16 protein-coding genes are annotated in these 16,412 nt (G+C 28.7%); 7 read left to right on the top strand and 9 right to left on the bottom strand.

Annotation, left to right across the window (positions count from 1 at the left end; genetic code table 11):
- Positions 1 to 5: 5 nt before the first annotated feature.
- Positions 6 to 362, bottom strand: coding sequence for a hypothetical protein (locus HNP67_RS01245; protein WP_184124228.1), 357 nt, complete (start codon positions 360 to 362; stop codon positions 6 to 8).
- A 104-nt stretch (positions 363 to 466) separates the two neighbouring features.
- On the opposite strand from HNP67_RS01245, the gene era reads away from it, so the two are divergent.
- Positions 467 to 1,339, top strand: coding sequence for a GTPase Era (era, locus tag HNP67_RS01240; protein WP_184124226.1), 873 nt, complete (start codon positions 467 to 469; stop codon positions 1,337 to 1,339).
- Between the two features lie 82 nt (positions 1,340 to 1,421).
- Entirely contained in the window at positions 1,422 to 2,987 is a 1,566-nt protein-coding gene (lysS, locus tag HNP67_RS01235; RefSeq protein ID WP_184124224.1) for a lysine--tRNA ligase, read from the top strand.
- Positions 2,988 to 3,055: 68 nt separating this feature from the next.
- Here lysS and gpmA read toward each other — a convergent pair whose 3' ends face one another.
- Positions 3,056 to 3,802 (bottom strand): 2,3-diphosphoglycerate-dependent phosphoglycerate mutase, encoded by a 747-nt coding sequence (gpmA, locus tag HNP67_RS01230; protein ID WP_184124222.1) that lies wholly within the window; start codon positions 3,800 to 3,802, stop codon positions 3,056 to 3,058.
- Positions 3,803 to 3,947: 145 nt separating this feature from the next.
- Between gpmA and rpiA the strand changes: the two genes are divergently transcribed.
- The gene (gene rpiA / locus HNP67_RS01225) at positions 3,948 to 4,634 is read left to right on the top strand and encodes a ribose 5-phosphate isomerase A (protein WP_184124220.1); all 687 of its coding nucleotides are present in this window, start codon (positions 3,948 to 3,950) and stop codon (positions 4,632 to 4,634) included.
- Here rpiA and psgB read toward each other — a convergent pair.
- Positions 4,621 to 5,754: a HemN-related non-iron pseudo-SAM protein PsgB gene (gene psgB / locus HNP67_RS01220; RefSeq protein WP_184124218.1), complete on the bottom strand. Its 1,134-nt coding sequence runs from the start codon at positions 5,752 to 5,754 to the stop codon at positions 4,621 to 4,623. The genes rpiA and psgB overlap by 14 nt on opposite strands.
- A gap of 108 nt (positions 5,755 to 5,862) precedes the next feature.
- Between psgB and HNP67_RS01215 the strand changes: the two genes are divergently transcribed.
- A complete protein-coding gene (locus tag HNP67_RS01215; protein WP_184124216.1) occupies positions 5,863 to 6,693 on the top strand; it encodes a DnaJ domain-containing protein in 831 nt (276 codons plus the stop codon).
- Here HNP67_RS01215 and HNP67_RS01210 read toward each other — a convergent pair.
- The 6 genes from HNP67_RS01210 to groL all read right to left on the bottom strand — a co-directional run bounded on the left by HNP67_RS01210 (position 6,690) and on the right by groL (position 12,895).
- Positions 6,690 to 7,832 carry a hypothetical protein gene (locus HNP67_RS01210; protein ID WP_184124214.1) on the bottom strand — a complete coding sequence of 381 codons (1,143 nt, stop codon included), beginning with the start codon at positions 7,830 to 7,832 and terminating at the stop codon, positions 6,690 to 6,692. The genes HNP67_RS01215 and HNP67_RS01210 overlap by 4 nt on opposite strands.
- Positions 7,833 to 7,857: 25 nt before the next feature.
- Positions 7,858 to 8,757, bottom strand: a complete 900-nt coding sequence (gene secF / locus HNP67_RS01205) for a protein translocase subunit SecF (RefSeq protein WP_184124212.1) — start codon at positions 8,755 to 8,757, stop codon at positions 7,858 to 7,860.
- A complete protein-coding gene (secD, locus tag HNP67_RS01200; RefSeq protein ID WP_184124210.1) occupies positions 8,741 to 10,501 on the bottom strand; it encodes a protein translocase subunit SecD in 1,761 nt (586 codons plus the stop codon). Before secD ends, secF begins: the two co-directional genes overlap by 17 nt.
- Positions 10,502 to 10,562: 61 nt before the next feature.
- On the bottom strand, positions 10,563 to 10,901 hold the full coding sequence (gene yajC / locus HNP67_RS01195; RefSeq protein ID WP_184124544.1) for a preprotein translocase subunit YajC: 339 nt from the start codon (positions 10,899 to 10,901) through the stop codon (positions 10,563 to 10,565).
- Positions 10,894 to 11,190, bottom strand: coding sequence for a hypothetical protein (locus HNP67_RS01190; protein WP_184124545.1), 297 nt, complete (start codon positions 11,188 to 11,190; stop codon positions 10,894 to 10,896). Before HNP67_RS01190 ends, yajC begins: the two co-directional genes overlap by 8 nt.
- A 67-nt stretch (positions 11,191 to 11,257) precedes the next feature.
- A complete protein-coding gene (gene groL / locus HNP67_RS01185; protein WP_184124208.1) occupies positions 11,258 to 12,895 on the bottom strand; it encodes a chaperonin GroEL in 1,638 nt (545 codons plus the stop codon).
- Positions 12,896 to 13,086: 191 nt separating this feature from the next.
- Between groL and HNP67_RS01180 the strand changes: the two genes are divergently transcribed.
- The 3 genes from HNP67_RS01180 to HNP67_RS01170 all read left to right on the top strand — a co-directional run bounded on the left by HNP67_RS01180 (position 13,087) and on the right by HNP67_RS01170 (position 16,382).
- A complete protein-coding gene (locus HNP67_RS01180) occupies positions 13,087 to 14,775 on the top strand; it encodes a histidine kinase (RefSeq protein WP_184124207.1) in 1,689 nt (562 codons plus the stop codon).
- Between the two features lie 96 nt (positions 14,776 to 14,871).
- Positions 14,872 to 15,402, top strand: a complete 531-nt coding sequence (gene bosR, locus HNP67_RS01175) for an oxidative stress transcriptional regulator BosR (protein WP_184124206.1) — start codon at positions 14,872 to 14,874, stop codon at positions 15,400 to 15,402.
- Positions 15,399 to 16,382: an alpha/beta hydrolase gene (locus tag HNP67_RS01170; RefSeq protein ID WP_184124205.1), complete on the top strand. Its 984-nt coding sequence runs from the start codon at positions 15,399 to 15,401 to the stop codon at positions 16,380 to 16,382. The genes bosR and HNP67_RS01170 overlap by 4 nt, the downstream gene beginning before the upstream one ends.
- Positions 16,383 to 16,412: the final 30 nt, after the last annotated feature.

Genomic DNA, 16,412 nt, shown 5'->3' with positions numbered 1-16,412 from the left:
AGCCTTTAGCCATAAACAATAAAAAGAAAAAGTATAACAAATAAAAAACTTGAAAATAAATAAAGCAAAATATCAGCATTAATCCCAAAATGGAAAAGCCTTACAAAGACTTTAGAAGCTGCTCTATTGCTTACCATTCTTGATCTTTCTTTTCTTTTAAAGGGTTTTTCTTTAAGCTCTTGAAAAGGACTGTAGTGACAATTAGGACAACCTTCTCCAAAAGCGGAGACTGGACCTACGTGCCTACACTTTGGACATTCAATATCACCAAGCTTAGCAGCACAATTAGGACAAACAGACCGATTAAGTCCAACTTTTTCACCACATTGCTCACAAAAAACTTCAAAAGTTACCTTTGCCAAACGAAAATTCCTCAAATTTTACTTAAAAATAAGTATTTAAAATAATATATAATTAATTATAATAAAAAACATATGAATATTACATATTTAAGGAATGCTAAAACATGAAATCGGGATTTGCAGCAATACTTGGTAGACCATCAACTGGAAAATCTACCCTTTTAAATTCAATATGCGGACATAAAATATCAATAATATCCCCTATTCCACAAACAACTAGAAATAAAATAAAAGGAATCTTTACAGACCACAGAGGACAAATTATTTTTATAGACACACCAGGATTTCATCTAAGTAAAAAAAAGTTTAATATTGCAATGATGAAAAACATACATTCTTCAATAGGAGAAGTTGAACTTATTTTATACATAATAGACATTCAAGACAAACCTGGAGAGGAAGAAAATAAAATGTTAGAAATAATTAAAAACTCTAAAATTAAATTTTTAGTAATACTCAATAAAATTGATCTTAAAAATGCAAAAATAAACGAAATAGCACAATTTCTAAAAGAAAAAGGAATAGAAGATAACAACATAATTAAAATATCTGCTGAAAAAAAAATTAACACAGAAGAATTAAAAAATAAAATTTATGAAAATTTTTCAGAAGGCCCGCTTTATTATCCACAAGAATACTACACCGATCAAGAAATAAATTTTAGAATTAGCGAAATAATAAGGGAAAAAGCTATTGAAAACCTAAAAAAAGAACTTCCCTACTCTTTGTATGTAGATATTGATACCTTAGAAAATAAAAAAGGAAGTCTTTTTATCAGGGCAAATATTTTTGTAGCAAATGAAAGTCAAAAAGGAATAATTGTAGGGAAAAACGGGAAAGAAATAAAATCAATAGGAGAAAAAGCAAGAAAAACAATTGCAAAAATTTTTGAAACAAAATGCAACCTATTCTTACAGGTAAAGCTTAAAAAAAATTGGAACAAAGAAGACAAACTAATAAAAAGACTTATAAACTAACATTCAACTACAATTTCCTAAATTCTTGAAACTTGAAAGACAAAATGTTAAAATTTACCTAAATTTAAATTAGGAACAAAATGTGAAAACAGCGCACTGGGCGGATTTTTACGCAGAAAAAATAAAAAAAGAAAAAGGTCCAAAAGACTTATACACAGTAGCCTCAGGAATTACTCCATCTGGAACTGTGCACATTGGCAATTTCAGAGAAGTTATCTCGGTAGACCTTGTAGCAAGAGCTCTGAGAGACTCTGGATCAAAAGTAAGATTTATTTATTCTTGGGATAATTACGACGTATTTCGAAAAGTTCCCAAAAATATGCCAGAACAAGAACTTCTTATAACTTATTTAAGGCAAGCAATAACAAGAGTCCCTGACACAAGAAGCCACAAAACAAGTTATGCAAGAGCCAATGAAATTGAATTTGAAAAATATCTGCCTATAGTGGGGATCAATCCTGAATTCATTGACCAAAGTAAACAATATACCAACAATGCTTATGCAAGCCAAATAAAATTTGCACTTGATCATAAAAAAGAACTCTCTGAAGCATTAAACGAATATAGAACTTCAAAGCTTGAAGAAAATTGGTATCCAATCAGCATATTTTGTACAAAATGCAATAGAGATACAACAACTGTAAATAATTATGACAATCATTACTCTGTTGAGTACTCATGTGAATGTGGTAATCAAGAATCTCTAGATATAAGAACCACATGGGCCATTAAACTTCCTTGGAGAATAGATTGGCCCATGAGATGGAAATATGAAAAAGTTGACTTTGAACCTGCAGGAAAAGACCACCACAGCAGTGGCGGCAGTTTTGATACATCTAAAAATATTATAAAAATTTTTCAAGGTAGCCCTCCTGTAACATTTCAATATGACTTTATTTCAATAAAAGGACGTGGTGGAAAAATATCCTCCTCATCAGGAGATGTCATATCACTTAAAGATGTTCTTGAGGTCTACACACCCGAAGTCACAAGATTTTTATTTGTTGCTACAAAACCAAATACTGAATTTTCAATCTCATTTGATCTTGACGTAATTAAAATATACGAAGATTACGACAAGTTTGAGAGAATCTACTATGGAATAGAAGATGTAAAAGAAGAAAAAAAAAGAACTTTTAAAAGAATTTACGAACTATCTCAACCATACACGCCAAGCAAAAGAATGCCTTATCAAATCGGATTTAGACATTTAAGTGTAATCTGCCAAATATTTGAAAATAATATAAATAAAATTTTAAATTACTTGAAAAACGTTCAAGAAGATCAAAAAGACAAACTAATAAATAAAATAAACTGCGCAATTAATTGGATAAGAGATTTTGCACCTGAGGATTTTAAATTTTCATTAAGATCTAAATTTGATAATATAGAAATACTAGAAGAAAATAGCAAAAAAGCAATTACTGAACTTTTGGATTTTTTAAAGAAAAATTTTGAAGTTGCTACAGAACAAGACATTCAAAACGAAATATATAAAACTTCAAGAGAAAATAATATAGAACCCGCCTTGTTTTTTAAACAAATTTATAAAATTTTAATCGATAAAGAAAAAGGTCCCAAATTAGCTGGATTTATCAAAATAATTGGTATTGATCGCTTTGAAAAGATTGCAAATAAATATATTTAAGCCTTAAAATTAATAAAAAAATAAGTCATAATTATATGACTTATTACCACTTTAATGCAAATAAACCGTTACTTTAACTTTCCTTGACTAGCAACAGATTCCATTGCCTTTTTAATTTTGCTTTCATCACCTAAATAATAATGCTTAATGGGGTTTAAATCTTTATCTAATTCATAAACTAAAGGAATGCCTGTGGGAATGTTAAGCTTTAAAACATCTTCTTCACTTAAATTGTCAAGATATTTAACAAGCGCCCTTAAAGAATTGCCGTGAGCAGCAACAATAACTTTTTTACCTTCAAGAACTTCTTTTGCAATCTCATCAGTCCAATAAGGAATAACTCTTACAACAGTATCTTTAAGACACTCTGTTGAAGGAAGCTCCCTTTTAGGGATATGTTTATATCTTGGATCTTTTATGGGGTGACGATCATCAGACTCATCCAAAGACATTGGGGGCACATCATAACTGCGTCTCCAAATTAAAACTTTATCTTCCCCATATTTTGCAGCTGTTTCTGACTTATTTAAACCTTGCAAAGCCCCATAATGCCTTTCATTTAATCTCCAGGTTTTTTTTACACTAATATAAGATTGACCTAGTTCTCGCAAAATAATATTTAAAGTGTCATTAGCCCTTGACAATGAAGAACTAAAAGCAATATCAAAAGAATAACCTTCTTGCTTGAGTAGCAAACCTGCCTCTACAGCCTCATCGATACCTTTATCAGAAAGTTTAACATCTGTCCAGCCAGTAAAAAGATTTTCTCTATTCCACTCACTCTCTCCGTGTCTTACTAAAACTAATTTATACATAAAATCTCCTAGCATATTATTTTATTTACTAATACTAATAATTATAAATTAGCACAAAATCTAGTCAAGATTTCAACCTTAATTAAATAATGATATACTTTAAAATACATTAAGCTTTAAGCTTATCAATCAGGGAAAAAAATTTATGGAAAATCAAAAAATTTTAGTAGCAAAATATGCAATTGATCATTATATCAAAAGCAATATGAACCTTGGAATCGGAACAGGCACAACTATTTATTATGCAATAAAATATTTAAGCGAAAAGATAAAATCGGGTAGCTTGAAAAATTTAAAATTCTATACAACAAGTAATGATACAAAATATTTGCTCTCAAAAGAACAAATTCCTTATGAATCAAATTTTTCAAAACTTAACAAAAATCTAGACATTGCAATTGATGGAGCTGATGAAATTTTATTAGAAAAAAAAAGTTTAATAAAAGGAATGGGGGGCGCACATCTAATGGAAAAAGTAATAGCTTACAATTCAGAAACATTGCTAATAATAGCAGATGAAACAAAAATTGTAAAAAAATTGGGAACAAAAATGCCTATTCCCATAGAAATTGCCCAAAATGCTGTTGGATTTATTATGACTAGACTTGGAGAAATGAATTTAGAGCCAACCTTAAGAATTTGCAAAGAAAAAAAAGGACCCATCATAACTGATAACAATAATTATATCTTAGATGTAAAAATGCATGTGGAAAATCCTGAAGGAACAGAAAAATACTTCAAACTATTTCCAGGCATACTTGAGATTGGAATATTCAACCATAAAAACACAAAAATAGTTTATTACCAAGACAAACAAATCAAGGAAGCCTAAACTTAACTTTAAAAAAGTTATCATTAAAATAGTTTATAATTTTTACTAAATAAAAATCTAACTTAAATCTTTCGCGCCCTTTTAATAACATAACATTATCATCAAAAACAAATTTTCTACTTAAAGTTGAGCAGTAATTAATAAACTTAAAAAATTGTTTCTCATTATATTCAAATCTAAGCCTAAGAGCCCTCAAGCTGACACCTTGAATACTTCCAAGACCTTGAATAAAATGATAAATAAAAAATTGTAAATCATCTAACAATTCAAACGTTACTAAGTGATTATTTGCTTTAACAAAACCACCGGTTTTTCTAATCAAAGCTCTTGCATTATTATTCTTGTCATTACAAAAAAGCAAGCTTACAGCATGCACCCCTAATCCTAAATACGGTTTTAACCTCCAAATTAGCTTATTGTGCTTGCTCTCATGACCCTTTAATGCAAAATTAGTAATTTCATAATTAATGTATCCACTAGATTCTAAGCAATCTAGGACATAAAACCACAGCTTTTCCGAATCAATACCGTTATCAAAACCACTCAAGATAAAGTCTTCCTCTTCACATATAAAATCGCTAAAACAAATATGCTCAGGTATATATGAAAGCAATTCTTTCAAATCTAGCTTGAGATGATATTTTTTTTGCAAAGGCATGTTGATAGTCATATCAATATTTAAATCAAAAGGAAACTTTCTAATATTGTTAATCAAAATATTCAATTTTTCATAAGAAATCTCGGGCATCCCCACAATCTTTCTAAATTCTAAAGAAAAACTTTGAACATTAAGATTAATTCTAGTAATACAAAATTCATCCAAAAGTTTGAATTTTTCAAAATCAATATAACCTGGAATAATTTCTAAAGTAAACTCTTCTAATAAGGATAAATTAATATATTTGGACAAGGAAGTGAAAATAAATTTTAAATTATCTTGCCTACATAAACAAAAATCTACATGTTTAACATAAAGTGTTTTTATAATTGGATTGCCCAATAAGGTTAAATGACATTTTAATTCCTCTAAAATTCTATTAAAAATGCTAAAATCTTTACAACAAAATGACACATTAATATAAAGACTTAACTCGATAAGAGGTAAAAGATCTACTCTCATAATTGGTCTTTTAAAAATTTAGGTTTAATTATAACATATATAAGGTACAAATATTAAAAATATATTTAAAAAATATAATAAATAAGGAAGATTAGAAGGAGATTTTTAATGACCAAAGACTACTACAATATACTTGGAATACAAAAAAATGCTAGCAATGAAGAAATCAAAAAAGCTTACAAAAAATTGGCAATAAAATATCACCCGGACAAAAACAAGGGAAACAAAATAGCTGAAGAAAAGTTTAAAGAAATAAACGAGGCTTATGAAATTTTATCTTCTCCTGATAAAAAAAGAAATTACGACTCTTTAGGTAACGCCAATTTTAATGGCAACAACGATCATTTTGAAAGAGAATTTAGCAGCACAAGATTTGGCAATTTTGAAGATTTAGATTTTTTTTCCAAAATCTTTGGAGGATCTTCAAGAAAAACAGCAGATAGAGAAATAACTGTAAATATTTCACTTTATGATGCTTATATGGGAAGTAAAAAAATAATACTTATAAATAATAAAAAAATCGAGATAATAATCCCAAAAGGGACATTAGAAACAACTAAAATAAAAATAAATAACAAAGGCCCTATTAATCCCATTTTTGGAACAAAAGAAAGCTTAATAGTCAAATTTAATATATCAAGTTATAAAAATTTTAAACTGAATGGAAAAACCCTAGAAACAGCAATAGAAGTTTACCCATGGGAAATAGCCTTGGGTTGCGAAAAGCTATTTGAAACAATTGAAGGAAAAAAAATAAAACTTAAAATTCCTTCAGACGCAAAAAATGGAGAAATTTTAAATTTAAAAGGATTAGGAATGCCCATAATTGGAAGCAGCTTAAAAAGAGATCTTAAAGTCACTTTGATAGTAAAAATTCCAAAAATAATAAATAATGAGGTAAAAACTATTTACGAAAGATTAAAAGAAATATACAGCTAAAGTGTTTCTGAGAATAAATGACCAAAATTTTTTAAATTTGCCTCCCAACCCGACCTATATTCATTAAATTTATTTATTTTAGATTCATATTCTTTGATTCCATCCTCAATATTATCAAAATTCTTAGCAATATCCACTGAAAACTGAAAAACATCCCCTTGCCTAGGAGCAAGAGTAAAAAAGGCAAATTTCCAATTTCCAGAATTTATAGTAGATACAATCCTTTTTTGGAAAACATAATCGGAGATTAACACAAATTTTTGAAACTCTTTTCTTCGTAAATAAATAAGCTCATTCCATTCATTAAAAATAGCATCTGGCAATTCATTTAAACCAATCTCAATTATATTATTAATAGATAAAAGAATTTGTAAAATTTCTAATAAATTCAAATAATAGCTATCAAAACATTGAATTGTAATTTCAAGCAAAGCAACTTTTATAAGCAGTTTAGAAATGTCAAGACTATGATCTTTCATGATTTTATCAATTTTTTCTTTTGTGTGATCTATAATAAATTTTTTATGAGTTTCTTTAATATTGCGACTCTTTTTAATTTGCTCTACTTTTTCATAATAATCATTAATTTCTTTATTAATTACATCTAAATTATTGCTATTGGCCTCATTAGAAAAAAAATCCAATGAATTACTAAGTCTATCTAAAAATTCTTCTTGAATAAAAAATGTAGCAATTCTTATGCAAGAAAATGGAGCTTTGCTCTTTTTTTCAAAATTTTCAATTTTTTGTTTAAGATCTACTCTAAAATTTAAATATTTAAGCTTGTCTATAAATTTATTAAAATAGGAAACATCTTCTAGCAATTCATCTTCATGAATGTCTAAAAATTGGGAATTGGGATGATATTTTCTTATCAAATTCTTAATAATAAGTAAAGTATCCAAAAAAATAGCTTTATTGGCGTCCCAAGATTTATTGATATTAGGATTAAAATCCCTATAAATCTTATCCAAAAATACAAGTTTATCTTTTAGCAAATTAGCATCGTTAATAAGGCTTGACTGTTCTCGATAAGAATAATAATTTATTAAACTATACCTAAAAATACTAAAATTAAGGTATTTTTGAAAATCAAAAAATCTATAAAATCCTAATGAACCAAAATCAAAAAACTTCATGCCACAATGTCATCTTATTTAAGATCTACTTTACCTTTTTATACAGATTAAAAAGTATTGGAGATGCTATGAATACAGAAGAATAAGTTCCAACAATTACCCCCACCATAAATACCAAAGAAAAATCTTTTATAGATCCTTCAGTAAACACATAAATAGAAAATACTGCAACAAATGTTGTAACTGACGTCAAAACAGTTCTTGATAAAGTTTGACTAATGCTTATATTTAACACATTTAAAAATGTGTTGTCGGTTAATCGCTTAACATTATCTCTAATTCTATCAAAAATAATTATTGTGTCATTTAAAGAATATCCAATAATGGTTAGTATTGCCACAATAATATAGCTATTAATCTCTATTCTAAATGCCCCTAAAAAAGCAATTATAAAAAATATATCATGAAATATTGAAAGTATGGAAGCAATAGCATAACTTAGTTTAAATCTTAAAGTTATATAAATCAAAATCAGAATAAATGTTCCTAATACCAAAAATATTGACCTACTTCTCAAAGTAGAAGAAAAACTTGAATCAATAAAATAAGAATCCAAAACTTCAATATTAGCATCAAAATTTTTTTTAAGTTCATTTAGTATTGTTTTTTGAACTTCTGTTTTAAAAGCATAATCGATGATATCTGACTTTACCATAATAGAGAATTCGCTTTTATTCTCATTTGGTGAAAAAATACTATTGACATCTAAAGCCTTATAAATCGGAGAGAATATTTCTTTAATTTCATTTTCTTTAATATTTGATTTTTCTATTGAAAGATTAATATTAACTCTAGAAGAAAAATCTATTCCCCAATTGTATCCACCATGATAAAAAAAAGTATAAATAAGCCCAACCAAAATCAAAACAACACTGACAATTAAAACATTGCTCCCATATTTTGAAAAATTAATTACTCTTTGCATATTTTGAACTCCAAGATATACTTATAAATTTGCTTTTTCTAACAGATATGATAAATTCCAAAATAAATCTTGAAAAAATCAAACTACTAAAAAGGGATGCCACAATTCCAACAGAAAGAGACCACGCAAAACCTTGAATAACCCCTGTCCCAAGAAGAGTTAGAAAAAGCACCGCAATAAATGTCGTTATATTTGCGTCCATAATTGATAAAAATGCTTTCTTAAAGCCATCTTCAAAAGCATTTTCAAATTTCCTGCCTTCTCTAATTTCTTCTTTAATTCTCTCATAAATAACTATATTTATATCAACGGCCATACCCATTGTCAAAATAAGGCCTGCAATACTTGTTAAAGTTAAAGTAAAATTAAAGGCCGACAATATTGCTAAAATTAAAAATACATTATAAATAACAAGTGAAAATCCGGCTACAAAGCCACTCAAACCATAATAAACACACATAAACAAAAAAACTAAACAAAGAGCAAGCGCAGAAGATTTAATACCAAGATCAATAGTCCTAGCACCAAGAGTAGGTCCTATTATTCTCAAATCATCTATTTTAATATCAACTGGAAAAGCTGCGGTTTTAAACACTAAAGCGAGATCTAAGGCCTCTTTTTTATCAAAAGAATCACCTTGAATTGAAACATTGCCCCCAGTAATAGCATAGCCAATTCCTGCCACAGACTTAATTTTACCTTCCATAACAACGGCCAAAGACTTTCCAACATTTTTTTGAGTAAATTTAAAAAATTTTTCACTTCCATCAACATCAAGACTAAAAGCAACAGTATCTCGACCCGTTCTGGGATCATTAGAGACCCCAGCATCTTTAATGTGAGCACCATCAAATGAATTTTCAGGACTAGCATCAACTACATAATAACGAACGGATGACTCATCATCCACACCATAAGAATCTTTAACATACCAAGGAAAAATTTGTTTACTATCTGGAAGGTTCATACTTGCCTGAATTTCGGGAATAGAAAAAAGAGATCCCGCTTCTAATATTTTTCTATGTAAAAGAGACGTAAACTCGTCATCAACCACATAAAACGTCAAATTGCCTTTCCCACTCAAAAGAGTACCTACTCTACTCTCATCTTTTTCTCCAGGAATATCTAAGAAAATTTTATTTCCCCCAGCCTCCCTTACAATTTTAGGCTCTGTAAGTCCGAACCTATCTACCCTATCCTTAAGAATTTGCATTATTCGATAAATAGCATCCTCTCTCTCAGCAAAAGTCAAAGACCGACCTAATTTTTTCTCAACACTTGAATAATCAAGAGAAATAGTAACACTCATCCCCCCAGACAAATCAAGTCCAAGATGTATTATCCTACTTTTGCTCTTCTTTATCTTCTCATAATATCTATAAATCTCTAAGCTTACTTCTCCCATATCCGAATCGGTCAAAAATCCTTCTCGCAAGGTTTTAGCAGTAAAAATATTAGGCGGGATTTTCATTGAAGACTTATAATTATTTTTTGCTATTGGAATTAAATAAGACAAACTAGTTGGAATGCTGCTATTGGGATCTTTGTGATACAGCTCCTTAAGCTTAACAAGATCATATAAAGCTTTTTTCTTTGAATAATCCCTTAAAGCCTCTTGCGAATATGAGCTTATTTTTTTATCCTCAATGCTCATTAAAAAATACCACTTTATAGTCGGAAATATTAATAGACATGCAAAAAACGTCACCAACAATATCAATATAAGCTTAGATCCTTTTTTCATTATACAAATCCTTAAAATTTTTAAAAAATACCATTATTAGCTAACAGTTCTAATTTTATCTTTAAATAATACCTTTTTTAACTTCATTTTTTTCAGACAAAACTTTATCAATAGAGTTTTTTATAAATACTGCTTCGTTATTTGGACTTAGTTCTAAAATAACATCCGTATCACCTAATTTTTTCACAACTCCAAAAATTCCACCTACTGTCAATACCCTATCACCCTTTTTCAGATTTTTTATCATTTCTTTTTTATTCTTCTCCTCCTTACGCTGAGGAGATATCACTAAAAACCAAAATATAGCAATAACAGGCACAAAAACTAACAAACTTCGCAAAAAGCTACTATTGCCGCTAAATTCTTGCAATAAAAACACAAAACCTCCTATACTATATATATGTCACCTTTATCTTATTAATATCATCAGAATAAACTACTCCAAATAAAAGCTTAAAATCGTCTTTTTTAGTATAATTAGAGTTACTTATTTTATTATACTCTTCAATTAAATAATTAATAAGACCATCGTCATTTCTATAAAGAGCTTTGCTAAAGGCACTTCTGTAAAGCCCAAGTTCAAAAAGTTCTTTGGCGCTTTTGCCTTTATTTTCTCTTAAAAGCTGCCTATCTACTATTGCTTTTGAACAATCAAAGCCTATACAAAAAACAAATTCATCCTCACTCAAAACAATTCCTTTGAATAATAAAATATTCACCGGCAAAAAAACACAAATTTGCCGGTGAAACTTTAATTTACATCATCCCCATTCCTGGGTCCATAGGATAACCACCGCCACCAGAAGTATTTTTTTCTTCTTTAATATCGGTGATTGCACATTCTGTTGTTAATAAAAGCCCAGCAATCGAAGCAGCATTTTGAAGCGCACTTCTTGTAACCTTAGCAGGATCAATTATTCCACTCTCAATCATATTTACCCACTTAAAGCTAGCAGCATCAAACCCAAGCCCTTTTTTCTCGGTTTTAATTTGATGAATATAAATAGATCCCTCAAAACCAGCATTTGAAATAATCTGTCTCATTGGCTCTTCAAGACTTCTTTTTACAATCTCAAAACCTTGCTTTTCCTCATAGCTTAATTTGCTTGTATCTATTGTATCTAAATACATAGCAACTTCAATAAGAGTTGATCCACCACCAGGCACAACACCCTCTTCAACAGCAGCACGAGTTGCAGAAAGAGCATCTTCGACTCTATGCTTTTTCTCCTTAAGCTCTACTTCCGTAACAGCTCCAACATTAATAACAGCAACTCCACCAACAAGCTTTGCAAGACGCTCTTGAAGTTTTTCTTTATCATATTCAGATGTTGAATCTTCAATTTGCTTTTTAATAAGCTCTGAACGCTCCTTTATTTGTTCTTTATTACCAGTATTAATAATAGTAGTATTGTCTTTATCAACCTTAATAGTTTTAGCCTGTCCAAGTTGCTCAATCTCAACTGTCTCAAGAGTAAGACCTAGCTCCTCACTGATTAAAACACCGCCGGTAAGCACTGCAATATCCTCAAGCATTGCTTTTCGTCTATCACCAAAACCAGGAGATTTAATTGCACATACCTTTAAGGCTCCTCTAACACTGTTTAAAACAAGAGCAGCAAGAGCATCCCCTTCAATGTCCTCAGCAATAATTAATAAAGGCTTATTTGTCCCTAAAACTTTCTCAAGAACTGGCAAAAGCTCTTTAATAGAACTAATCTTTTTCTCATATATCAATATGAAAGCATCATCAAAATTAACAGTCATATTCTCTTTATTGGTAGAAAAATAAGGAGAAAGATATCCTCTATCAAATTGCATACCCTCAACATAAGAAATTGTAGTATCAAAAGTTTTTGACTCTTCAACTGTTATAACCCCATCTTTTCCAACTTTATCCATTGCCTCAGCAATTTTTTCACCTATATAACTGTCATTATTAGCAGAAATTGAAGCTACTTGTGCAATCTCTTCTTTTGTTGTAATTTTTTTTGCAGACTGACGAATTTTCTCAGCAGCTAGATTTACAGCGTGATCTATTCCCTTTTTTATTCCAATAGGATTAATTCCTGAAGACACATTTTTAAGGCCTTCTCTTGCAATAGCATAAGCAAGAACAGTAGCTGTTGTTGTTCCATCACCAGCAACATCATTTGTTTTAATAGCAACTTCTTTTAAAAGCTGTGCCCCCATGTTTTCAAATGGATTTTCAAGCTCAATCTCACGAGCAACGCTAACTCCATCCTTTGTAACCGTTGGAGAACCGAACTTTTTATCAATAAGAACATTTCTCCCTTTTGGCCCAAGAGTTACTTTTACAGCATTGGATAATTTTTCAACGCCACTAAGTAAGCTTTTTCTAGCATCTTCATTAAAATATATGTCTTTAGCCATAAAAATTTTACCCCTTTCTATAATAAAAATAATTTAATATATAACAATATAAGATTAACATAAACTTAATACATTCGCTATAGCGTATTACTTCTATACATTAAAAAATACAAAATATACAAAACCAGCAAAAATTTTTATTATATAATGTAAATATTAATTAATCTTTATATTATAAAGACAAAGAATTTATGTTTAGAAAACTAAAAAAATTGAAAACTTATATCATTATTATTTCAATAACTAAATTTTCAGAAGATAACCTGTTATCAATAATATCAAATATAAAATATTTAATTGAACACAAACAGCTAGCTTACAAAATACATTGGACATTTCCAATATACTTTTTTGAAATTCTAAGAGAACATGAGGAATTGAATAAATGGCTTTTTGAAAGATTCAAAACCAATACAGATATATATATGCCTGGAACTTACAGTGGAAGCCCTCATGAATACATGCTACACGATGAGATACATTTAGATTTGTATTGGGCACTAAAAAATCCATTCAAAAGTGGATACAAAGACATATTTCAAAATAAGCCTATTATGTTTTACATATACAGCATAGAAAAGTTTAGAAAAAAGGTGACTGAGCTTTACAGAAAGCTTAATTTCAATTATACAGAAGGAATAAGAAAGAGCAAAAATAATAAAAATTACTTAATTTTTTATAAAAATAACTGCCAATATTTATATGAAGTACAAAAAATAGATTCTCCAAAAAGCAACGTAGAAACTCTTATTTATTTTTATGAAATCAAAGAAACTTATGACAATCAAGAATTAAAAAATTTTTTACTTTATTTAAAAGCCTTAGAAAATAACTTACACAGCATTAAGATACAAAATCTAGAAGGATCCAAGCTTACTGCTGAACTACTAGAAATCCCAAAATTTAACTCCCTTAAAGAGCAAGAACCAATAATAAATTTTCAAAACAAAAGACTTAAAGATTATCAAATCAACGAAAAAAGCTTAAGAGCATTTTTAATAAATAAGCACCAAGATGAAATTGCAAAAAATTCAGAATCAATTGTGCCTAAGAATTTAGAATACAATATGGAAGGGAATTTTACACTATCTCACGACCAATACAATATCAAATTCGAAAATGGAAAATTAAATAAAATAAAATTTAAAGATAAAAAAGTTGAATTTCTAAACACATCTAGAACCTATTTTAAGGTTTCATCAAAAAAAGAATTAATAAAAGAAGCATCTATTGAAAATTCATTTTCCTTCTCAAATGAAAAAATTTTAGGAATAAAACAATATTTGGCTTTTAACTCTGCTAAAAAATCAACAATTGATTTTTTCATAGATGAGACTATCTCTAGCTTCTTTATATCGATTAAAATAAAATGGCCTTCTAAAATAGATCTAGATAAAAAAACATTAAAAAAATGCAATCCTGATTATCTTCTTGAATACTCGGCTCTTGAAATACCTGTATTTGAAATTTCAAAAGGCACTAATTTAAAAATAACAGCAAAATACAGCGATCTTGATACTTATGAAAAAATAATAATAACTAAAAACAATCCTAAAGGCTACATTAATGGTACAGAATTTTTGATATCTAAAGGAAATGATAAAAACAGCAACTTTTTTATAAGCTTTTTAAATGTTGAAAAACATATCATTCATACAATTAATTATAAAATTGAAAAAATAAATTCTAAAAAATGGTTAATTCTGAATATAGGAGGCTCTTATAACACAGTCAAGATCCAAGATGTAATAAATTACTCTCAAACACTAAATTTAATGATACTACCATTAAATAATAATTTTGATAACAAAATAAAACTGAATTCAAAAATAAAAAATTTAATTTTTTATACTAATATAAAAAAATATGAAAATAAATAAATAATAAGTAGTAAAATATTAATAACTGGGTATAAAATTATCCTAAGAAGAACATAAAAAGTATTTAATCTTTAATTTAAACAAAAAGGTAATAATATGAACGATAACATAATAGACGTCCATTCCGCATTGGAAAAAGTCGGCATTACAAACGATCCTGTATTATTGAAAAATTTAACATCGGAATTAGGAATGAAAGCATCTCATTCGAGAAACAGAATAATTCTCTACATAGCATCAAACCCAAAAGAATACTTTACAGCAAAAGAAGTTTATAACAAACTTATAAAAGAAATTCCAAGCCTATCAAAAGCAACAGTATATAACACATTAAATATTCTAAAAGAAAGAAATATACTAAAAGATATAAAAACTACTGATCAAAAAGAAACAAAATTTTATCTAAGCTTGGCTTCCACAATAGCTCACTTTAAATGCAATAAATGCAATCAAGTCCACCCTATTCAACTTGACGATATTAAAGATATTTTGAAAGACAAGCTTGGAGAAAACTGGGAAACAAAATCTATTGAAATAATTTACTCAGGGCATTGCAATAATTGCTACAAAAAAGATACCCATACTAACAACAATATCCCAGCAGAGAACAAGGGAATCACTTTATGAATATAAAAAATATCATTTTTATACTTATATTCTTATTGCTCTTAATACTAGTTAGTCCTAGGATAAAATTTAAAAATGAATTTTTAAAAAAAACAATACCTAAAGACATAGAAGAAATTGACAATTACTTATTAAAAGAAGAATTACAATTTAATTTAGCAAATAATACAAAAAAAGAAATAATCTGGTATAAAGAAAAAGCACAAAAAACAAAATATTCTGTAGTCTATATTCATGGATTTGGAGCATCAAAAAATGAAATTTATCCGGTTCCAAATAATATTGCAAAAGCTCTTAATGCAAATATTTTTTTTACAAGACTTAAGGGACACGGAATTAACAATAAAAATGCATTTCGGGGAATAACTACCCAAGATTGGCTGAGAGACATTGATGAAGCTATTAACATTGGCAAATTAATAGGTGATAAATTAATATTAATTGGGACCTCTAATGGGGGTGCTGCCAGCATATGGGCCTTAGCAAACTATCCAAATGAAATAAATTCGGTGGCATTAATTTCTCCTAACATATTCCCTTATGACAAGAGAACAAATATCGTTTACTATCCCTGGGGACGACAAATTGCATATCTTATAACAGGTGGTTATAATAAATTCGAAACAAAAGAGTATAAACGAAAAGAATATATGACTATAAAAAGCCACTCTTCAAAAGTACAACATGTAGATGCAATTATTGCAATGATGGGCCTTGTCAAATTATTAAATTCATATAATTTCAATGAAATCAAAATACCTTTAATAATAGCCCACACGCCCAATGATCATACAGTAGATCCAATAAAAATAAACGAATTTATTAAAAATTATGGGGGTGAAAAAAGGGATATTCCTATTATACTTCTTGAAAATTCACACGCACACGTACCTATTGGGAACCAAAGCTATAAAAGCGCCCAAAACACATCATACTTCACAAAGTGTACAGTTGATTTCATAAACAAGATTAATAAGTAATAGCCTTAAGGCTATTACTTATTTAAAAAA

Source organism: Borreliella californiensis, from assembly GCF_014205885.1.
Classification (GTDB): domain Bacteria; phylum Spirochaetota; class Spirochaetia; order Borreliales; family Borreliaceae; genus Borreliella; species Borreliella californiensis.
This window is presented reverse-complemented; position numbering and strand designations above follow the sequence as displayed.